The sequence below is a fragment of the Halorussus aquaticus genome (assembly GCF_024218795.1).
Taxonomy (GTDB): Archaea; Halobacteriota; Halobacteria; order Halobacteriales; family Haladaptataceae; genus Halorussus; species Halorussus aquaticus.
In genome coordinates this window covers 3,261,846-3,282,474 of record NZ_CP100400.1, presented here as the reverse complement: position 1 = coordinate 3,282,474, position 20,629 = coordinate 3,261,846, and the positions used below count along the sequence as shown (strand labels likewise).

Annotated in this window: 18 protein-coding genes and 1 pseudogene; 11 read left to right on the top strand and 8 right to left on the bottom strand. The window is 67.0% G+C overall.

Going from position 1 to position 20,629, the window contains the following annotated elements; genetic code table 11:
- The 3 genes from NGM06_RS16910 to NGM06_RS16900 all read left to right on the top strand — a co-directional run bounded on the left by NGM06_RS16910 (position 1) and on the right by NGM06_RS16900 (position 4,201).
- On the top strand, positions 1-1,698 hold the full coding sequence (locus tag NGM06_RS16910; RefSeq protein ID WP_254268084.1) for an outer membrane protein assembly factor BamB family protein: 1,698 nt from the start codon (positions 1-3) through the stop codon (positions 1,696-1,698).
- A gap of 3 nt (positions 1,699-1,701) precedes the next feature.
- Positions 1,702-2,898: a CHRD domain-containing protein gene (locus tag NGM06_RS16905; protein ID WP_254268083.1), complete on the top strand. Its 1,197-nt coding sequence runs from the start codon at positions 1,702-1,704 to the stop codon at positions 2,896-2,898.
- 121 nt (positions 2,899-3,019) lie between these two features.
- Entirely contained in the window at positions 3,020-4,201 is a 1,182-nt protein-coding gene (locus NGM06_RS16900; protein WP_254268082.1) for an HD domain-containing protein, read from the top strand.
- 39 nt (positions 4,202-4,240) lie between these two features.
- Here NGM06_RS16900 and dps read toward each other — a convergent pair whose 3' ends face one another.
- Positions 4,241-5,026, bottom strand: coding sequence for a DNA starvation/stationary phase protection protein Dps (gene dps / locus NGM06_RS16895; protein ID WP_254268081.1), 786 nt, complete (start codon positions 5,024-5,026; stop codon positions 4,241-4,243).
- Between the two features lie 156 nt (positions 5,027-5,182).
- Between dps and NGM06_RS16890 the strand changes: the two genes are divergently transcribed.
- Positions 5,183-6,415 carry a YhjD/YihY/BrkB family envelope integrity protein gene (locus NGM06_RS16890; protein WP_254268080.1) on the top strand — a complete coding sequence of 411 codons (1,233 nt, stop codon included), beginning with the start codon at positions 5,183-5,185 and terminating at the stop codon, positions 6,413-6,415.
- 100 nt (positions 6,416-6,515) lie between these two features.
- On the opposite strand, the gene alaS is transcribed toward NGM06_RS16890, so the two are convergent.
- The 5 genes from alaS to NGM06_RS16865 form a co-directional block, all read right to left on the bottom strand.
- A complete protein-coding gene (gene alaS, locus NGM06_RS16885) occupies positions 6,516-9,308 on the bottom strand; it encodes an alanine--tRNA ligase (protein WP_254268079.1) in 2,793 nt (930 codons plus the stop codon).
- Between the two features lie 53 nt (positions 9,309-9,361).
- Entirely contained in the window at positions 9,362-11,062 is a 1,701-nt protein-coding gene (locus NGM06_RS16880; protein ID WP_254268078.1) for a hypothetical protein, read from the bottom strand.
- On the bottom strand, positions 11,059-11,847 hold the full coding sequence (locus NGM06_RS16875) for an ABC transporter ATP-binding protein (RefSeq protein WP_254268077.1): 789 nt from the start codon (positions 11,845-11,847) through the stop codon (positions 11,059-11,061). The genes NGM06_RS16880 and NGM06_RS16875 overlap by 4 nt, the downstream gene beginning before the upstream one ends.
- 215 nt (positions 11,848-12,062) lie before the next feature.
- Entirely contained in the window at positions 12,063-12,245 is a 183-nt protein-coding gene (locus NGM06_RS16870; RefSeq protein ID WP_254268076.1) for a hypothetical protein, read from the bottom strand.
- Between the two features lie 195 nt (positions 12,246-12,440).
- Complete coding sequence (locus tag NGM06_RS16865) at positions 12,441-13,463, bottom strand: replication factor C small subunit (protein WP_254268075.1); 1,023 nt, start codon at positions 13,461-13,463, stop codon at positions 12,441-12,443.
- A gap of 480 nt (positions 13,464-13,943) precedes the next feature.
- Here NGM06_RS16865 and samp2 point away from each other — a divergent pair.
- The 6 genes and pseudogenes from samp2 to NGM06_RS16835 all read left to right on the top strand — a co-directional run.
- A pseudogene (gene samp2 / locus NGM06_RS16860) lies at positions 13,944-14,138 on the top strand (ubiquitin-like small modifier protein SAMP2); the annotation flags it as partial.
- The gene (locus NGM06_RS16855) at positions 14,118-14,795 is read left to right on the top strand and encodes a peroxiredoxin family protein (RefSeq protein WP_254270044.1); all 678 of its coding nucleotides are present in this window, start codon (positions 14,118-14,120) and stop codon (positions 14,793-14,795) included. The pseudogene samp2 and the gene NGM06_RS16855, both read left to right, overlap by 21 nt.
- 144 nt (positions 14,796-14,939) lie before the next feature.
- The gene (locus NGM06_RS16850) at positions 14,940-15,902 is read left to right on the top strand and encodes a hypothetical protein (protein WP_254268074.1); all 963 of its coding nucleotides are present in this window, start codon (positions 14,940-14,942) and stop codon (positions 15,900-15,902) included.
- A 14-nt stretch (positions 15,903-15,916) separates the two neighbouring features.
- Entirely contained in the window at positions 15,917-16,105 is a 189-nt protein-coding gene (locus tag NGM06_RS16845; RefSeq protein ID WP_254268073.1) for a hypothetical protein, read from the top strand.
- 13 nt (positions 16,106-16,118) lie between these two features.
- Positions 16,119-16,571 carry a GNAT family N-acetyltransferase gene (locus NGM06_RS16840; protein WP_254268072.1) on the top strand — a complete coding sequence of 151 codons (453 nt, stop codon included), beginning with the start codon at positions 16,119-16,121 and terminating at the stop codon, positions 16,569-16,571.
- Positions 16,572-16,763: 192 nt separating this feature from the next.
- The gene (locus NGM06_RS16835) at positions 16,764-16,967 is read left to right on the top strand and encodes a hypothetical protein (RefSeq protein WP_254268071.1); all 204 of its coding nucleotides are present in this window, start codon (positions 16,764-16,766) and stop codon (positions 16,965-16,967) included.
- Here the strand turns inward: NGM06_RS16835 and NGM06_RS16830 are convergent.
- Positions 16,964-18,364 (bottom strand): phosphoglucomutase/phosphomannomutase family protein, encoded by a 1,401-nt coding sequence (locus tag NGM06_RS16830; RefSeq protein ID WP_254268070.1) that lies wholly within the window; start codon positions 18,362-18,364, stop codon positions 16,964-16,966. The two genes, NGM06_RS16835 and NGM06_RS16830, sit on opposite strands and share 4 nt — an antisense overlap.
- A gap of 108 nt (positions 18,365-18,472) precedes the next feature.
- The gene (locus NGM06_RS16825; protein WP_254268069.1) at positions 18,473-19,132 is read right to left on the bottom strand and encodes a helix-turn-helix domain-containing protein; all 660 of its coding nucleotides are present in this window, start codon (positions 19,130-19,132) and stop codon (positions 18,473-18,475) included.
- Between the two features lie 83 nt (positions 19,133-19,215).
- Between NGM06_RS16825 and NGM06_RS16820 the strand changes: the two genes are divergently transcribed.
- Complete coding sequence (locus NGM06_RS16820; protein WP_254268068.1) at positions 19,216-20,532, top strand: cytochrome P450; 1,317 nt, start codon at positions 19,216-19,218, stop codon at positions 20,530-20,532.
- Positions 20,533-20,629: the final 97 nt, after the last annotated feature.

Genomic DNA, 20,629 nt, shown 5'->3' with positions numbered 1-20,629 from the left:
ATGCAGGACGGACATATTCCCAAGCCAGGCACTGCAGAAATCGAACAGTACGAGAACGTCGACGACATTCCGAAGCGCGAGGTGACCCAGCAACAACTCCTCGACAGCGGCGACGACCCGGAGGGGTGGCTACTGTACGGCAACAACTACGAACGCCACCACTTCAGCACTGCCGACATCATCACGCCGGAGAACGTCTCGAATCTCTCGCTCGAGTGGAAACACGAGACCGTCCAGAACGCGAGGCAGGCCGCATGGTTCCAGGGCTCGGTGCTCGTCGTCCCCGGCGACCCCCCGATCATCTATCAGACGAACGGCACCGAACAGACGCGGGCGATCAACGCCCGCACCGGCGAGGTTCTCTGGTTCCACCAGTACCACCCCAAGGGAATCGTGAGCGAATCGGAACCCCCCGCTAACCGCGGCGTGGGTGTTCTGGGCGACACAGTGTACAAGGCGACGCTCGACCACGGCGTACTCGCGCTGAACCGCTACGACGGGACCGAAAAGTGGTACTACAACGGAGCCTACGAGTACCGGGGCGAAACGGCCGAAGGCTCCCGTCAGTTGGCGATGCACGACGAGCTACAGACGTGGAAGCGCAACCGCAGTCAGGCGTCGAACTACCCCATCGTCCCCTTCGAGGACATGTTCGTCATGGGGAGCAGTGGCGGCGAATGGGGCGTCCACGGGTGGGCCGATGGCGTCATGACCGACGGCGAGCAAGCGTGGCACACGGGGATGACGCCGCCGGACCAGTGGGTCGGCGACGCGTGGAAGCACGGTGGTTCGACCGTCTGGCAGGCTCCCGCTATCGACCCCGAGTCCGGGACGACGGTGCTGCCGACCGGAAATCCGGGCCCGTGGTTCGGCACCGTCCGACCCGGGTGGAACCCCTACAGCGCCGGGAAGGTGGCGGTCGACTTCCACAGCGGCGACGTGAAGTGGAACTATCAGGAGTCGCCCCACGACTGGTGGGACTACGACTCGCCGAGCCCCGCGGTCATCTACGAGGCGGAGATGGACGGCGAGACGCGGAAGCTCGCCTCGTGGCCCGGCAAGACCGGATGGGTGTACACCGTGGACCTCGAAACGGGCGACCTCGTCGAGCGAAGCGAGGAGTACGTCGAACACATCAACACCTGGACGATTCCGCCACAGAACATGGAGGATGCCGAGTGGACGGCTCCGCACCTCCTCGGCGGGACCGACCCCCAGCCCTCGTCGTTCGACCCCCAGCGCCGGACGTTGTTCCTGAAGGCGAACAATCAGCCGATGAAGATGGCGTGGTCGTACATCGACTACGAGATGGGCGAGCAGTACAAGGGCGAGACGTTCATCACGGCCAGCGACAGCCAGCAGGGTTCGATTCCCGAGTGGGAGAAACCGCCGGGGAACATCACGGCGCTGGACCCGGTGACCGGGAAGATAAAGTGGCAGGACTGGATGGACGAAGCGCCCTGGGGCGGGCTCCTCTCGACGACGACCGGCCTCACCTTCGCCGGCACGCCGTCGGGGAACCTCGTCGCGTACGATTCCGAGACGGGCGACCGGCTGTGGACCGAACAGATCATCCCCCGCCTCGACGGAAATCCCGTCACGTGGGTCGACCCGACGACCGGGAAACAGTACGTCTACATCCAAGGCGGCGGTGGAACCGAGCAGAACGTCATCGCGGTCTACTCGATGGAGGGCTAATTCATGGCAGAGAACTCGACGGAAGGGTCGTCCCGGCGGCGGTTCCTCTCGACGACGGCGACGACCGGGGCGGTCTTCGGACTCGGAGGCATCGCGCGCGGCCGCCAACAGGTCGCAACGTCGTACGCCCTCGGTGGTGTCACGAGCGGTTGGCGAGGGCGCAGACCGGAGTCGATCGCGGACGCGGTCAACCCGACGTTGAGATTAGAAGCGGGGAAGAAGTACGAGGTGACGTGGGAAAACGTCGACGGTGCCCCGCACAACTTCGCCGTGCTCAGTCAGAACGGAGACGTGATGGTGCGAACCGAGATCATCAGTCAAGGTTCCCAGACGGTGACGTTCACGGCCGAGGAGAGTATGGCGGAGTATCTCTGTCAGGTCCATCCGTCGTCGATGCAGGGACCGGTCCAGTTCGGCGGTGGGGGACAGACGACCCGGACGGCGCAGAATCAGACGACCCGGGCCCAGGGGACGACGCAGAACCAGCTCGCCTCGAACCAGACGACCGCAACCCCGACCCAGAATCAGACGACCACGGCGGGACCCGGAACGACTACCGAGCAAATTCCCCAACCACCGGAAGGGGCGCTCGGGGAAGGGCCCCAGAAGTTTATCGCCCGTTTAGCGCCAGCACAGGGGATACAATCGGACGCCAAGGGAACGACCTACTTCACGCTACATCCGCCCAACGGTGTCCGAGCGAAGCTCATGTACGCGCTGTACGTGCAGAACGTCAACGACGTGACCGCGGCGTACCTCCGTCTGAACCGGCCCGGACGAGACGATCCAATCGTGGCTCGGCTGTTCCAGACGACAAACCCCGTCGATCACGTCGAAGGAACGCTCGTAGACGCCGTACTCACGGCTCACGACCTCGAGGGACCGTTCGAGGGTCGGCCTCTCGTCCCGCTGATCCAAGCGATACGCAGTGGCAACGTGTACGTCGAGGTACAGACCGAACAGTATCCCGACGGACTGTTGCGCGGACCGGTTCGACCGCTCGGAGGAGCGAGGACGCGAACCACCAGGAGGACTACCTTGAGTCCGGGGACCACCGAGCGGAATCAGACGACGGCAGCGAACGATATCGGTGCGAGCGAGGTAGCACAACGGGCCCGCGTACCCGGGTTTGGAGTGCTCACCACGCTCGGCGGACTCGCCGGAGTCGCAGGGTACCTGCTGAATCGCGGCGACGACTGACCACCTCGACCGCAGATACTTTTTGCAGTCCGTCGTGCGAGCGCCCGTCCGAGGGAGACCGCCGACGTGCGAAGGCGACGAGACGGACGCTTTTTGCCACCGCTCTGTCAAACCGGACCCGATGAAGGCCATCAAGGACAGCGTCCACGACCACATCCCCGTCTGCGACCTCGCGGCCGACCTGCTGGACACCCCCGAACTCCAGCGCCTCCGCCACATCAAGCAACTCAGCACGGTCCGCCTCGTCTACCCCTCCGCGAACCACACGCGATTCGAACACAGCCTCGGCGTCTACTACCTCGCCCGGGAGGCCTGCTCGCTGCTCGGGGTCGAGGGCGACCGGGCGAAGGCGGTCCGGGCCGCCGCCCTGCTCCACGACGTGGGCCACGGACCCTACGGCCACCAGACCGAGGGCGTCATCGAGCGCCGACTCGGCCGCCACCACGACGAGGTGGGCGACCTGCTCGCGTCGGGCGAACTGGGCGCGGTGCTGGAGTCCCACGGTCTGGACCCCGGCGAGGTCGCCGACCTCGTGGCGGGCGAGGGCAGACTCGGCCAACTCGTCGCCGGGGAACTCGACGTGGACCGGATGGACTACCTCGTCCGGGACGCCCATCACACCGGCGTCCCCTACGGCACCATCGACCACTCGCGCCTGCTGGCGGCCCTCCAGTTCCGCGACGACGACCTCGTCCTCTCGGCGGGCAACGTCCAGACCGCCGAGGGGACGCTGGTCGCCCGCGCGCTGATGAACGCGACGGTGTATCGCCACCACGTCTCGCGCATCGCGGGCGCGATGCTCGAACGCGCGAGCGAGCGCCTGCTCGATTCGACCGACCTCCGCCCGGAGGCGTTCGCGCGGATGACCGACGACCGCCTGCTCGGGGCGCTCCGGGACTGCCCGGCCACCGCCGACGCCGCCCGCCGCCTCGAACAGCGGGACCTCTACAAGCGGGCGGTCTGGGCCAAACTCGACGCGGTTCCCGAGGCCGTCGTCGCGGCCGACCGCGACGAGGTCCGGGCCTTCGAGCGAGAGATAGCGGAGACCGCGGACGCCGCGGGCGAGACCGACGTGTCGCCCGAGGACGTGCTGGTCGATACCCCCGGCGAACCCGGCATGCCGGAGTCCTCGACCCGCGTGGTCGTGGACGGCGAGGTCCGACGACTCGCCGACGAGTCGCCGCTGGTCGAGGGCCTGCGCGCGGCGGGACGCGCCCAGTGGCGACTGGGAGTCTACGCGCCCGAGGAGAAAATTCCCGAAGTCGGTGCGGCGGCCGAGCGAGTCCTCGGCGTCGAGACCTGAGCCGTCCGTACCGCTACCGGCGACCGTGTCCCTATACCGCTACCGGCGACCGTACCCCCGTCCTCGCTGGCTGGACCCGCCGGTTCCGGGGTGACCCCGCGTCTGGGTGCCGGTCTGGCGCGACTGCGCTCCGCCCTGTTGGGACTGCGGTGAACGCTCCGGTGGCTGGCGGTACTGCGACGGACTGCCGCCCTGCGAACCGCCGCCCTGCGGCGACGCCCCCGGACTGTCCGGAATCGCCTCGGGGGTGACGCTCTGGAGGTGGGCTTCGAGGAAGTAGAGTTGCTCGTCCACCTCGCGAGAGAGTTCGGTGTACATGTCGGCGGTGTCCTCGTCGCCGTGCTCGACCGCGAGTTCGATCTCACGCCGGAGGTTGTTGGCGTGGATGCCGACGCGTTCGACCAGCGCCGCGACGTACTCCGCCCCGGTAGTCACGTCCGGCGGAATCTCCGGGATCCGACTGTTCGCGGCGGCGGTCCGCGCGGTGCCGGTGGCCTCCCCGCCCAGTGCGGTCGCTCGTTCGGCGACGACGTCGGCGTGGTCCTCGAAGGTCTCGGCGATCTCGTCGAACAGCAGGTGCAACTGGTAGAAGTTCATCCCCTTCACGTTCCAGTGGGCGAACTTGCTCTGGGTCATCAGGTCCGTGGTGTCGGCGAGACTCTGGTTGAGCATCCCGACGACGGCCCGCCGGGTCTCGTCCGGGAGACCCACGGCGGTCCGGAACGTCCGCGGTCGGCGTCCCGTCTGGGACCCTCGCGCCGCGCTCTGTCCGGTCGTTCGGCCGCGCTGTGACTGCTCGGTCTGTCGTGTCGGTTGCGTCGTCATGGACTCTCCCCCGAGTCTTCCACGACGACTCGATGTAAGAAGATTCGGGCGAACCGCCCGGTCGCGTTTCGCCGCCGCGGACGGGGAGGAACCACCGACGTATCGGGTCCGCGACGGGCAGAGGCGTTTTGAGTCTCACGGCCGTACCACGGTGCGATGGGGGTTCACCACCGGATGGGGAGCGTGGTGCGTGCGACGTTACGCGAGGTCCACAACGAGAACATCACGTTCATGGCCGGGAGTATCGCGTACTACGCGTTCATCTCGACGCTGCCGCTGTTGCTGTTCGCCCTGTTCGTCCTCTCGGCCATCGACAACGCCGCGCTGACCGCGTACCTCTACTCGGCGACCGAGTCGGTACTCACGCCGTACGCTCGACAGTTGTTGGTGGACTCGCTCGGCGCGACCGACGCGCGGACCGGCGTCTCGATACTCGGTGCGGTCACGCTCCTGTGGGGGACCTCGCGGATATTCCGCGCGCTGGACGTCGCGTTCTCGGAGATTTACGGCATCGAGGAGAAGAAGGGTATCGTCGCGCAGGCCAGAGACGCCCTCGTCGTCGTGGTGGCGCTGACCGTCGCCATCACCCTCGTCGTCGCGGCCGGGGTCGTCTTCGCGCTGGCCCCGGCCCTGCCGTACCCCTCCGTCGTGAACCCGCTGTTAGTCGTCGCCGGACTGACGGTCGCGTTCTTCCCGGTCTACTACGTCTTCCCCGACGTGGACGTTCGGCCCATAGAGGTACTCCCCGGCACCGTCGTCGCCGCCGTCGGATGGGCAGTGCTGGAGGCCGCATTTCAGGGCTACGTCGCCTACGCCGGGCGCTACGAGGCGATTTACGGCACCCTCGGGAGCGCGCTCCTGTTGCTCATCTGGCTCTACTTCAGCGGACTCGTCCTGCTGGTCGGCGGGGTGTTGAACGCCGTGCTGGCGGGCCGGACCCGCGACGAGAACGCGCTGGGAACGCCCGAGAATTTCGAGGTGCCGGAGAACTTCGAGGTCCCCGAGACCGAAAACGGTCCCTCTCGGCGTTCCGAGACCGTTCCCGGCCGGTGGAGTGGAGACTCGGAACAGACGGCGACCTCCGGGCGAAGCGGGGACTTCGAGCGAAGCGGGGACTCCGGCCGGTCCGACGAACCGGCGGAATCGACCGCGACGAGACGCGATGGCGAGCGTCAGGGCGTCGCCGAGGCGTTCGACCGGTCGAACGCCGAGGTAGAGCGACTGGACGCCGAGAACGAGCGGTTGAGAACCGAAAACGAGCGCCTCAGGAACGAGCGAGCGCGTCTCAAGGAGAACAACGCCGACCTCGCTCGGCGACTGGAGCGTCGGCGTCGCTCGGAGTCGCTCTGGGCGCGGGCGAAGCGGTTGGCGCTGGGACGGGACGAGTAGGCCTGTACGGTGCCGCTTCGACCGCGAGTGTCCAGTCGTGTAGTGTCGCTCGTGCGACCGATGTCGGGGAGCGCCGCGTGGAGAAGAAATCGGCGAGAGTTCAGACGTTTGCGACCTGCTTCAGGACCTCGGGAGCGTCGTCCAGCGCGTCGTCGAGTTTCTCGGCGTCGGGACCGCCGCCCTGCGCGAAGTCCGGCGGGCCGCCCCCGCCGCCGCCGACCTTCTGGGCGAGTTCGCCGACGACCTCACCGGCGTTGACGCCGACGCCGTCCGGCACCGCGACCACGAACGTCGCGCCGTCCGCACCGCTCCCGATGACCGCTATCTTGCCCTCCTCCGCGAGGGCGTTGGCGGTCGCCCGGAGTTCGTCCATGTCGGCGTCGAGGCGCTGGACGACCGCGGTCGCGTCACCGACTTCGACCTCCTCGCCGCCTCCGCCGCCGGAGGCGCGGGCCTCGGCGAGCTGTTCCTTCAGGTCCTCTATCTGCTTGCCGCGGCCCTTCCACTCCTCGAAGAAGCGCTCGGCGGTCTCGGGCACCTCCTCGGGGGCCACGTCCAGAATCTCGGCGGCCTCCGCGAGCGCGGACTCGGTGCGCTGGGTCGCCTCGATGGCGGCCTCGCCCGCGGCGAAGGTGAGGCGCTCGACGCCGTCCTGCACGCGTTCGGTGTTCAGGATTTTGATGGTGCCGACGTCGCCGGTCCGCCGGACGTGGGTGCCACCGCAGGCCTGCACGTCCTCGGCGACGTGGATGAGGCGGATGTTCTGTCCCGGCGGGATGCCGCCCTGATACAGGTCGAAGCCGTACTCCTCCTCGGCCTCGTGGCGGTTGGGCCACTCCTGCTGGACGGACGTGTTGTCCATCACGAGTTGGTTGGCGACCATCTCTATCTCCGCTCGGGTCTCGGGGTCGATGCGCTCGTAGTGGCGGATGTCGATGCGGGAACTGTCGATACCCTTCTGGGCACCCGCCTGCCGGACGTGTTCGCCCAGCACCTCGCGGGCGGCGTGGATGACGATGTGGGTCGCGGTGTGGTGGCGCATCAGGCGACGCCGACGGTCGCGGTCTATCTTCCCGCGGACGATGTCGCCCTTGCCGACCTCGTCGTCGGTCCGGTGGAGGACGACGCCGTCGCGAATCTGCACGTCTTCGACCTGCACGCTCTTCTCGTCGGTGGTCAGGGTCCCGCGGTCGGACGGCTGACCGCCGCCTTCGGGGTAGAACATCGTCTGGTCGAGGACCACGTCGTAGACGGTCTCGCCGGTCTCGCCCTCGCGCTCGAACACGTCGAGGACCACGGCCTCGAAGTCGGTGCCGTACTGGTCCTCGTAGAACTGGCGCTCGGTCTTCGGCAGGTCGGCGAGGCGGTCGTCCTCTTCTACGTCCTCCTCGAATGCCTGTCCGGAGTCGTGGCGAGAGGCGACGACGCTGTAGAAGTCGTCGGGCACGTCGACCGTCGTCCCGAACTCCGCGGCAATCTCCTCGACCATGTCCGGTTGGATGCCGTGGGAGTCGTAGAGTTCGACCAGTTCGTCGGTCGGAATCGGTTCACCCTTCTCGGCGTGCTCTTCGGCGAGGCGCTCGACACGGCGACCGCCCTGTTCGAGCGTCTCGCGGTACTTCTCGACCTCCGTCCGGACGATGTCCCGGACGGTGTCGCGGTTCTCGTACTCCAGTCGCTCGGCCTGCATGTCCACGAGTTCGTCCAGCGGCGCGTCCACGCCCACGTTGTCACAGAGGCGTTTCGTGCGCCGGAGGACCATCCGCGTGAGGTAGCCCGTGCCGACGTTGCTCGGGACGATGCCGTCGCCGAGCATGTACGCCAGCGTCCGGCAGTGGTCAGCGATGGCGTAGATGTCTTCGAGGGGTTCGAGCAGGGCTTCGAGGTCCGACGTGGACACGTCCAACTGGTCGGCGATGTTGTCGCGGGCGGCCTCCATGTCCTCGGCCTCGTCGATGTCCATGTGACCCGCGAGTTTCGAGGCCCGGTGGACGAGTTCCTCCTGCTCGTCGGTGTGGTCGATTCCCGCGTTCTCCTTCAGGAACGATATCATCTCGGGGTAGATCGCCTCGTAGACGGTCGGCGTCCCCTGAGACATCCACGTCCAGCGTTCGAGACCGTAGCCGGTGTCCACGATGTAGGTGTCCATCTTGGAGTACCGGTTGCCGTCCTTCATCTCGTACTCGCCGTCGGGGTCCTGCTCCATCGACATGAAGACCAGCGTGGCGAGTTCCGCGCCCTTGTAGATGACCTCGATGGCGGGTCCGGCGTTGCCCCCTCCAACCCACGGGTCCTCGATGTACGTGATTTCCTCCAAATCGGCCCCCATCGACTCGAAGAACTCATCGCAGTACTGCACCGTCTCGTCCTTCCAGTAGACCTCGCCCTGATAGGCGTACTGGTCGGGGTCTTCGAGGTCCTCGCGGGCGTTGAACGCGTGGTGGGCCATCATCTCGAACGCCATCGTGTGGCGACCGGTCTTGCCCACGTTGTCGATGTCCTGCATCCGGATGCAGGGCTGGCTGATGGTCAGGGGGTTGGCGGGCGGCGGGGTCTGGCCCGACGTGACCAGCGGTTGGAAGTCGTAGATGGACGCCTGCGTGAGCAGCACGTCGTCGCGCCAGCGGTTCGCGGCCACCGGATACGGGTCGATTCGCTCGTGGTCGTTCTCCTCGAAGAACGAGAGGAACGCCTCTCGCATCTCTTCGAGCGTGTAGGACTCGGGGAACCCGGGGTCGTCGATGAACTGGTACGTCTCGCACGGCGGTTCGCCGCAGGTCTCGCGGCCCTCGTCGCGCGTCCAGAAGAAGTCACCGCACTCGGTACACTCCTTCCTGACGAAGCCCTCTTCCTCGAAATAATCGAGGCGGTACTCCTCTTCGAGTTCGCTCATTATTGTTCGTATTTCGCCAACGAACGGGTAAAACAGTTCCGCAACGTGCGTACTCAGTCGAGGACGTAGGTCTCGAACTCCCGCGTCGTCCACCGGTACGCGACCACCGGGCCGACCGCCCCGACCAGCACCGCCAGCGCCGCGCCGACCCCGCGGACGACGCCCCGCGGAACGCCGACGAGCGCACCCACGAACTCGGCTATCGGGCCGACGAGCGCGACCACCGCGCCGACCGCGCCGCCCAACAGCGCCAGCGAGTAGGCCGCGAACGCCCCCTTGCTCGGCATCGTGACCTCACGGCTCCGGAACACCTCGACCGTGCCGAACCGCGGGAAGAGGGTGCCGACGCCGACTGCGAGGACGGTTCCGGCGACGACGAGAACGACGCTCGCGCCGGTCAGCGCGAGCCACTTCGCGGGGTCGAGCGGACTCAGCGCGCCCGTCACGCCGGTCGCCAGCGCCACCAGCGGTACCCCGACCAGCGTCGCCGACAGGACGTGCCCGGCGACGAACTGGCGGCCGTCGACGCCCGACAGGAGCGTCGCGGGCAGGACCGACCCCTCGTCGCCGAGGGGGTTGAGCGCCGTCGCGCCGACCGCCCACGTCCCGTAGAGCGCGACCAGTATCGGCAGAGAGGTCGGTACGCCGCTCTCGAACGCGGTCCGGAGCGGCGCGTAGAGGAAGAACAGGGGATAGGTGACGTAGAGCAGTCGAATCGGCGAGCGCTCGGTCCGTCGCCACACCGCCAGCGTCACGGTCCGCGTGGGTCGCGCGAGGACGCCGGACCCCGAGAGGACTCGCTCGCCGAGACCCGCGCTCGTCTCCCGCGGTCGGCCCGCGGGTGTCGTGCGGTCGGCCCCGCGCTCCCGCGCCGTCGCCTCGTCCCTCTCGTCCTGCGTGCGGTCGAGACTCCTATCTTGGGCGCGGTCGGTGTACCACAGCGTCGTCGCCGACCGGACGCCGACCGCCGCGAACGTCGGAAGCAGTACCGCACCCAGCGCCGCCGCAGCGAGCGCGCGGGCCGGAACCGCCTCGATACCCGGGAGTCCGAGCAGGGCGGCGTCGCCGAACCACGCCAGCGGCGTGTCCCGGAGCGCGCGCTGGAGAGCCGTGAGTACCGCACCGAACGCCTCCGACGTGACCGCGAGGAAGTAGAGACCGAACAGCGCGACCAGCAGCGCGGTCTTGTGGCGGGCCAGCCACGGCGACCTGAGCGTGACCCACTTGACGCCGAGACCGACTGGAAAGCCGATGGACACCGCGACGCCGAGCAGGACTGCGGCGGTGGCCGGAACGGCGAGGAGCGGCGCGACGACGCCAGCACCCACCGCGAGCGCCGCGGCGACGGTCACGACCGGTATCGCGGCGACCAGCGCCATGCGGGCGTACTCCGCGAGTAGGAGACCGAGTGCGGCGTCCCGTGCGGGCACCGTCGTCAGGAGTCCCTCCGGCGATTCGAGTTCCCCCTTCTTGCCCGCGGACCGGGCGGCGGCGAGCGCCGCGAGACCGACCCACCCGACCGCCGCCCCGCCGCGAACGAGGTCGAGTATCGGGAGGGCGGCGGGGACTCCGGGGAGCGCTCGCCCGAGTCGATACGCCGCGAAGCCGCCGCCGACCGTCGGCAGGGCGACCCAGAACAGGAGTGCGAACCCGAACGCGGCGGTCCGCGTCGTGCTGGACCGCATCGCCCGGACGCTCCGCCGGAGTTCGACGCGGCTGATTCGCGTCGCGTGCGAGAGGTTCGGGCGCTTCATCGGACGAACTCCGACCGCTCCGCGTCCGCCCCGGCCGCCTCGCCGGGGCGCTCGCTCGTCACTTCGAGGAACACCTCTTCGAGGGTGGACTCCTCGCCGGACTCGGCCCGGTGGGTCAGCGACTCGGGCGACCCCTCGGCCACGAGTCGGCCGTCGTGGAGGACTCCGACTCTGTCGGCGAGTTCCTCCACGACGGGCAGGATGTGCGTCGAGAGGAAGACGGTCATCCCCTCCTCGCGGAGTTCGGTTATCAGGTTCCGGACCGTCCGGGCCGCCCGCGGGTCGAGTCCCGACGTGGGTTCGTCCAGAAACAGCACCGCGGGGTCGTGGAGGAGCGCCTGAATCAGCGCGGTCTTCTGTTTCATCCCCTTCGAGTAGGTCGAGATGCGGTCGTCGGCGTCGTCGGCGAGGTCGAAGCGCGCGAGCAACTCGCGGATGCGCTCGTCGGTCTCTGTCCCGGGCGAGTCGCGGAGTCCGGCGACGTACTCCAACTGCTCGCGTCCGGTGAGTTCGTCGTGAATCGGCGGCTCCTCCGGCAGATAGCCGAGTTCGTCCACCACCGCGTCGCGGTCGGTTATCGGCGCACCGGCGACCCACGCCTCGCCCGAACTGGGCCGGGTCAGCGTCGTCAGCATCCGCATCGTCGTGGTCTTGCCCGCGCCGTTCGGACCGAGGAAACCGAACACCTCGCCGCGCTCGACCGTGAGCGAGAGGTCCCGAACCGCGAGTTCGTCGCCGTAGCGCTTCGTCAGGGACTCGGTTCGGATGGGGGCGTTCGCGGTCATGGTCGCGGGCGTCGGGCGTCGTCGGTCGTCCGTTCGAGAGGGCGATAGCGCATACGCTACGGTTCGCCGACCAGTGACAAAAGTCTGGTTCGTGGCGACACCAGCGAGTGTCGTCCGGTCGTCTGCGAGGGACGAATCGTCCGGTCGTCCGCGAGAAGCGAGTCGTCAGTCGTCCGCGAGAAGCGAGTCGTCAGTCGTCCGCGAGAAGCGAGTCGTCAGTCGTCCGCGAGAGACGCCGCGTCCTCCGGGGCGGACGGGGCCGCCTCCGACCGCGCGCTGAGCGGTTCGGACCCGCAGTTCACGCAGGCGTAGTTGCCCTCTATCGTCTCGACGACGGGCGCGTTACAGTCGATGCACTTGACCTGTGCGTCCCGTACCTGACGTGGATAGCGTCCCATGATGTACTCGGTCGGGGCTACGACGGTGCGGGACATAAGAGAGGTGGCCGTTCGGGACCGTTTTCGGGAATAACGCGACGTTTTCGCAGTGAAATCCGTTTTCCCGAGCGCCACTGCCGACGAAACGAGCGATTTCGCTCGGGGTAGCATCGCGCTAACCCGCCGCGAACCGGGCGGCTACCGGCGAATTTGGAGCTATTCATCTTCGAGCGACAGCGACGCCAACAGCGCCTCCAGTTGGACGCTCTCGTTCGCGCCCTCCGTGATGCGGTAATCGACCTCGCCGACGCGGTCCATCAGGCGCACGATGGCCTCGTCGTCCAAGTCGAACTCCCAGACCGACCGATGGAGTTGGTCGATGATGTCGCCGCCCGCCATCCCCTTGTTCGTGAGCAGGTCGTCCAGCACCTTGCGCGCCTTGGTGAAGTCGCCCTCGATGGCGTGGGTGACCATCTGCTCTATCTCCTCCGGGCGGGCGGTGCTGGTGATGGTGAACACCGCCTCCTCGTCCACGACTTCGCCCATCACGGCCGCGGCCTGCAGCGCGTTGATGGCTTTGCGCATGTCGCCGTCGGCGGCGTAGACGAGCGCGTCCACGCCGTCCTCGGTCGTCTCGATTCCCTCCTCGGCCGCGATTTTGCGCGTCTGTTCGGCGATGGCCTCGTCGCCGATGGGACCGAATCGGAAGGTCGCGCACCGCGACTGGATGGGGTCGATAATCTTCGAGGAGTAGTTACACGACAGGATGAATCGGGTGTTGCTGGAGAACTGCTCCATCGTCCGGCGGAGCGCCGACTGGGCGTCCGACGTGAGGGAGTCGGCCTCGTCGAGGAAGATGATGCGATAGCTGTGCCCCCCGAACGACGACCGCGCGAAGTTCTTGATGCGGTCCCGGACCACGTCGATGCCACGCTGGTCGGAGGCATTGAGTTCGAGGAAGTTCTGCTCCCAGTCGTCGCCGTAGAGCTGCTTGGCGATGGCGACGGCGCTGGTCGTCTTCCCGACGCCCGCCGGTCCGGAGAACAGCAGATTCGGCAGGTCGTCGCGCTCGACGTAGCGCTTCAGGCGCGCGGTGATGTCGTCGTGGCCCGCCACCTCGTCCAGCGTCCCGGGCCGGTACTTCTCGATCCATATCTCGTCGCGCCCGGCCTCCGCCACCTCGGCCTCGTCGGGTTCGCTCTCGGCCACCTCGTCGGCCTCGCTCTCGACCTCGCTCATGTGACACACCAAGTGCTAGCCGGTCTTAAACTCCCCGAGGTTCGGACGGACGGCGACCGTCCGGCGGTTCGCACCCGGCGACGACCATTGACTGAACGACGACCACAGACCGAAGACTGAATCGGCGCGCGCTGGCGCGGCGCTCTCGTGCGCCGCGTCGAGTCGCGCGAGGGACGGCGGCCGCAGACGCGGCCGCCGAGGTTGGGGAGGAGTGAGGCGGTCGGGGTTGCGGAGCGGTGCTGTAGCGGTGCGGTCGCGGCGACTCCTCGGCTCAAGCAGTAGCTAGCTTCACTGCCGGGCTTCATGGCTTCACTGCCGGGCTTCATGGCTTCACTGCCGGGCTCATGGCTTCACTGCCGGGCTCATGGCTTCACTGCCGCGTGTAACTACCACGGTGGCGTGTAAGCGCCTCGTACAGTGGCGCGTAGTCGTCTCGTCGTTCCCGACACGCTTACCACTCGCGCCGCGGAAACTCAGTGCATGAACGTGACCGTCGAAGTCGTCGGCGAGGGGAGCCACGACTTCGAAGTCGAGGACGCGACCTACGCCGACCTACTGGCCGAGGTGGACCTCAGCCCCCACGAGGTGTCGGTGATGGTGGACGGTCGCCCGGTGCCGGAGGACCAACCGGTCGAGACCGACCACGTGAAAGTCCTGCGACTCATCAAGGGCGGGAGCGGCCGCGACGGAGACGCCGGTGCGGGGACGCCGGAGGGCCGGAGCGAGAACGGACCCGCCGTAGAGGCCGAGGCCGGACCCGTTACCGAGTTCGACCGAGAGCGCAGGGACCTCGGCGTCTCACAACTCGACTTCGAGTTACCCAACGCCGGGGCGGGTCCCGACCCCCTCGTCCTCTCGGACCTCGCGGCCGACCCCGGGACCGTGGTTCGACGCCCGCAGAGCAGTCGGACGCCGCCCGACGACAACGTCGCAGTCGTCCTGCTGTTCCAGCGCGACTACCGCTGTCGGAACTGCCGCCAGCAAGTGCAGGCGTTCGCCGACCGCTACGACGAGTTCCGCGACCGCGACGTCGCGGTCGTCTCGGTCCTGCCCGAGTCGAAGGAGAAGGCCGAGAAGTGGCAGCAGAAGTACCATCTCCCGTTTCCGCTCGCGGCCGACGAGGACAAGCGCGCCGCCGAAGCGTACGGGCAACCGACCCGGTTCGGCAAACTCGGCGCACTCCACGACCTGCTCGGTCGACTGCCGGAGGTGGCGATACTCGACGCCCGCGGCGGCGAACTGCGTCTCTACGCCGTCCATCGCGGCGAGAAGCCGAGCGACCGGCCGTCGGTGGACGACGTGCTGGCGATGACCGACCGGATGTTACGGTAGTGTCACCGCATTTCGCCTGAAACGTCGCTCACTCCCTCAGTATCCCCCACTAAACGTCAGAAAACTATAAGGAATGAGATTGTGTTTTTTCGTTACGTGGTTGATATAAACCATGAAATAAACCGGTGAGGAGTACTCCAGAAGATGGGTATTGCCGCCGGTGCGACCGCAATTGCGCCGGGCGTAGCTAGTGCAAACGAACTGACTGCGTCGGGCGAGATAGGTGTCGATATAGAGGAAGTGAGTAGTTCAGAGCGGAAAGCTCTAGTTGAGGCCGCGCGGGAATCAGAGCAGGTCCAGTTCGTCGTTGACCAGTTCGGGAGCGCACCGTCAGTGAGAACCGCTGGCAAGTACACTATCAGCGACGACGATGGGACTAGTCAGGGCAAGGTCGTCGTACTAGAGAACGAGGAAAAAGAGTTCACCGTCAAGTACTACGAATCGGCCGACTTCGAGGGGACAGTCGCTAAGGCAATAGGAGAGAAGAAGGTCGGTGACGGAGTACGGAAGATCGACGGAGAACACGGGAGCGTAGTAGACGTTGGCCACACCCCAAAGGTAGAGCAGACAGGACGGAGGATGATTGTCGAAGTGCTGTCAAACGGAGGGGCAGAGTCGATCGGCGACGGTCCGGCTGACCGAGTGGAAGTTGTTCGGGCACTGAAGCGCGTTCTGGCCAAGTCCGACAAGCAGGCTCCGAACCCCATGCTCGTTCAAATGCCGGAGAAAGACGCAAGTCGAGCATGGCTTCGGGTTCCAATAACACGAGAGGACGGCGAACCGCTGTACGTCAACGTAGAGGGTACTGTCGATAGCGATGAGGGGCTCTCACTCACGGTCTCTGAGAGTCAGTTTCGGGGCATACTCTCGTACGGGTCGTCGGACAGGGTCGGAATCCAGAACCACATCCAATGTGGCGGATTCTACTGCGTCGACGCCTGCAAGGTATTCTGCGGTACACTCTCCGCGGCCACAGGAACGTCGTGCGGCTCGCTGTGCGCGGCGTCAGTCGTCGCTTCGTCGTTGACCGTAGGTTGTGGTGTCTTCTGCGGTGCTGTCACGGCCGCCGTGTGCTATCCAACATGTAAACGTTATTCAGGACACTAACGGTACTATCGAAGATGGAGTGGAAGGTCAATTCGACCGAGGCCGGACTCATCATCGGCATCACCCTAGTCGTCGCCATTTTCAGTTGGTTCGACTCCGAACTCGTTGGCCTCCAGAACATGACGTCGGTCGCGTTCACGACCCTGACGACTGCGATAGTAGCGTACACGTTCACGAGACTCCGACGAAAGGCCGCTTCGTAGACCAACTGCATATATGGTCCGAATCACCTGTGCCACGGCCGACGACCGCCTCGGCGTCCGGCGCGTCCTCGACGCCGCGATGCTCGACGTGCGCGAGGACCTCCGCGACCGAATCGACGCCGGGGACGTGCTGGTGGCGGACGGGGAGCGGCGCGACTCGGAGAATCGAGCGGCGAAGCCGCGAGACGCGGAAGGCGGCGACAGTCCGATTCTGGGTGCGCTCGTACTCGTCGGTGGCGAAGACGGGAGTTCACGCATCGACGCCGTGGCGGTCCGGCGTGCGCGCCGGGAACGGGGAATCGGGTCGGCGCTGGTCCGGGCCGCGGCCGAGCGCCGCGCGCCGCTGACCGCCGAGTTCGACCCGGGCGTCCGACCGTTCTACGAGGCGCTCGGCTTCGAGATTTCGCCGGTCGAGGACGACGGCGAGCGACTCCGCGGGCGCTACGACGCGGACGAGCGGGCGTAGAAACGCCGCATCTCCACGTGAAACGTAGCGGTCAGTCACGACTCCGCATCGACATCGAGGTCGAAGACACATCTCTAGAGGTGCTAACCGATGGAAAATAGTACACCGGCCGAGTAATGCGAGAGTCCCGACGACCGATTCCAGCGAAGGGACTCCAACAGAGCCAACTTCCCCGGTGACCCTCTCACCGGTATGGACGAGCAACGACGCCGACGGACGGCTATCATCTGGACCGCGTTCGCGGCCGTGATGACCTACGTCACGTTCTCCGACGGATTCACGGCCGACGCGGCAGACCTACTCGGCGCAGTCGCGGTGGTTCTCGGACTCGGACTGGCCTACGTCTACTACGCGAACCCCAACGGGATGCTGGACTTCGGCGAGAGCGATACTTAGACCAGCGGCTCGACCAGTTTCCGTCCTTCCTCCAACAGCGCCTCCACGCGCTCCTCGCTCGCGGCCTCGGCGTAGACGCGCATCTTCGGTTCGGTCCCGCTCGGGCGCACGAGGAGCCACGACCCGTCTTCGAGCAGAATCTTGAACCCGTCGGTGTCGTTGACTCCCTCGACGCGTTCGCCCGCCACCTCGTCGGGGAGTTCGGCTTCGAGCGAGGACAGCACGTCCTGCTTGCGGTCGTCCGGGCAGTCCACGCTGACCTTCGACTGGTGAATCTCGCCGAACTCGTCGAGCAGGTCGTCAACGCGTTCGTCGTAGGACCGGTCGTTCTCCACCGCACCGGCGAGCAGCGCCATCAGCACGCCGTCCTTCTCGCGGACGTGGCCGCGGACGGAGAACCCGCCGGACTCCTCGCCGCCGATGAGCGCGTCGTGTTCGCCCATCGCCTCGGCGACCCACTTGTAGCCGACCGCGGTCTCCACGACCTCCTCGCCGTGGGCCTCGGCCACCCGGTCCACGAGGAAAGTGGTCGAGACGGTTCGGACCGCCGGACCCGAGTCGTCTTCGAGCAGGTAGTCGTAGGTCGCCGCGAAGAAGAGGTTCTCGTCGAGGAACCCCCGGTCGGGCGTCACGACGGCGATGCGGTCCGAGTCGCCGTCGTTGGCGACGCCGAGGTCGGCGTCGCGCTCGCGGACCGCCTCGACGAGACCCTGTAGGTTCTCGGCGCTGGGTTCGGGGTTCGTGCCGCCGAACTCGGCGTCCTGCTCGCAGCGCCGCCGGTGGACGGTCGCCCCGGCGCGTTCGAGCAGTTCGTCGGTGAACCCGCGGCCAGACCCGTGCATCGCGTCGTAGACGACTTCGAGTCCGTCCAGATTTTCGTCCTCGTCGGGACCGACGCCCACCACGTCGAAGACGTGTTCGGCGTAGGGTTCGAGCAGGTCCTCCTCCCGGACGCTTCCCTGTTCGTCTTCCGGGAGCGCGCGGGGTTCGGCGATGCGGGCCATGATCTCGTCGGTGACCTCCGGCAGGGCGGGCGCGGCGTCGTGGGGGAAGAACTTCACGCCGTTGTAGTTCGGCGGGTTGTGCGAGGCCGAGACGACCAGCGCACCCGCCAACTCGCGGTCCGCGATAGTCCAGACGGCCAGCGGCGTCGGGCAGTCCCGCGGCGGAATCAGCGCGTCGAAGCCGTTGGCCGCCAGCACGCGACACAGTTCCTCGGCGAACCCCCGCGAGGTCTCGCGGGCGTCGTAGCCGACCGCGACGGTGCCTCCCTCGCGGTCTTCGACCTCCCGCAGGTAGTCGGCCACCGCCTGCCCGACCATCCGGACGCGGGGCGCGGTGAACTCGTCCAGCGTCGCTCGCCAGCCGTCGGTTCCGAACGAAATCGGCGTCTCCATACGAGTATCGTCGCCACCCCCGCCGAAAAAACCACCGCGTGGCACCGTCGCACGGTGACGGAGCGGCGAGAAACCCTTCGGTCCGTCTCCGCCCGGCGACCGGTCACTTCACCGCTCGCGAGCGAACTGCGAGAAGACCCGCGACTCTATCTTTCGGAGGTGTTCGCCGACGGTACTCGGCGAGACGTCCAGCGCGTCGGCCACCTCCTCGTGGGTCGCCCGCCGAGGGTTCTCGTAGTACCCCCGTTCGAGCGCGGCGTCCAGCACCTCCCGCTGGCGCTCGGTGAGGCGGGAAAAGAGGCCGTCCGCTCGCGCCTGACGCTCGCCCATCTCCAGCAGTTCGACGTCGTAGCGCTCGGGGTCGGTCGGAATCGCGTCCGCGAAGGCGTCCTCGTCGCCGACGAAGGTTATCTCCCGCGCGCCGTCGGGCAGCGCCTCGATGGGCATCTCTATCATCAGTTCCGAGTCGCGGAACTCGGCCAGCGTCTCGCTGACCTGTTCGTTCGGTTCGAAGTGGACGTAGGCGTACCAGTTTCCCCCGGTCCCGGTGACGGCGTAGTCGTGGACGAACTCGCTGTCGGCGAGCAGTCGCTCGTACCGGTCCCGGTCGCCGCTGGCCTCCGCCAGCAACAGGCCGGTTCCGTCGTCGAGGAGTTCGATGCGGTGGACCCGCTCGCGCTCGACGCCCTCGACTTCGGCCAGGCGCGCGCCGAGCGGGTGGTCGCCCGCTCCCTCGGTCGGCGCGACTCGGACTCGCGCGTATCGCATAGGTTCGGCTACGCCCATCTCATATAAATTCACCCCGTATTCGCGGCAGTAGAATCAGGGTTACCTACCCTCTACATCCGAATATGACGACGCAATCACCGCCGGGACCGCGCGGCCTGCCGTTCGTCGGGAACACCCACCAGTGGGCGCGCGACCCCTGCGACTTCCGCGAGCGGTGCGCCGAGGAGTACGGCCGGGTCGTCAACTACGAGATAATCGGCTGGGACGCCTACATGCTGACCGACCCCGACGACGTGAAGCGCGTGCTGGAGGACACCGAGACGTTCCCGAAACACGAGAGCAGTATCGACAAACTGCGCGAAATCGTGGGCGAGGGACTCCTCACCAGCGAGGGCGACCGCTGGGAGCGCCAGCGCGAGGCCATCCAGCCAGCGTTCTTCATGAGTCACATCGAGAACTACGCCGACATCATGGTCTCGCGGACCGAGGACACCGTCGAGCGCTGGCGCGACGGCGGTACGGTGGACCTGCGCGAGGAGATGACCCGCACGACCCTCGAAATTCTGGTCGAGTCCATGTTCGGAGAAGATATCGACCTCGAAGCGCGCGGCATCTACGAGGCGGTCGAGGCCATGCAGGGGCCGCTGGAACCACAGAACCAGCCGATTACCTTCCTCGCGCCGGACTGGGCGCCGGTGCCGTTCCTCCGGCGGGCGAACCGCGCGCACGACCACCTCGAGTCGCAGATATTCGACATCCTCGCCGAACGCCGTCGCGCCGACACCGACCGCGAGGACCTGCTGGCGATGCTCCTCGACGCGGACGCCGAGATGGACGACGAGCAGATACGCGACGAGATGCTGACGTTCCTGTTCGCGGGCCACGAGACGACCGCGCTCACCCTGACCTACATCTGGGACCTGCTGTCGCGCAACCCCGACGCGGAGACCCGCCTCCACGAGGAACTGGCCGACGTCGTGGACGAGCGACCGACCATCGAGGACGTCTTCGAGTTCGAGTACGCCGAGGCGGTCGTGAAAGAGGCGATGCGACTCTACCCGCCCGCCCACGAGATTCGGCGCTCGCCCGCCGAGGCGGTGACGTTCGGCGACTACGCCGTGCCGGAGGAGTCGCTGCTCGTCATGCCGACGTGGGTCCTCCACCGCGACGAGCGGTTCTGGGACGACTCCGAGGAGTTCCGCCCCGAGCGATGGCTCGGCGACGAGAGACGAGGGAGACCAGAGTACGCCTACTTTCCGTTCGGCGGCGGCCCCCGGCGGTGCATCGGCCAGCAGTTCGCGATGACCGAGGCCCAACTCGTGCTGGCGACGATGGCGCAGGAGTGGACGCTGACCCGGGACTACGACGACCTCGAACTCTCGGCGGGGGTCACGCTCCAACCGAAGGGCGACGTGCCGGTGACGACCGAGCGACGCTGAACCTCGCCGAACCGACGCTCACCGCGGAACCGGCATCCACCACACACCCCTCCGTATTTTTACAAAAATCGAATCCCGGAAACTGTTTTCCTGCTCA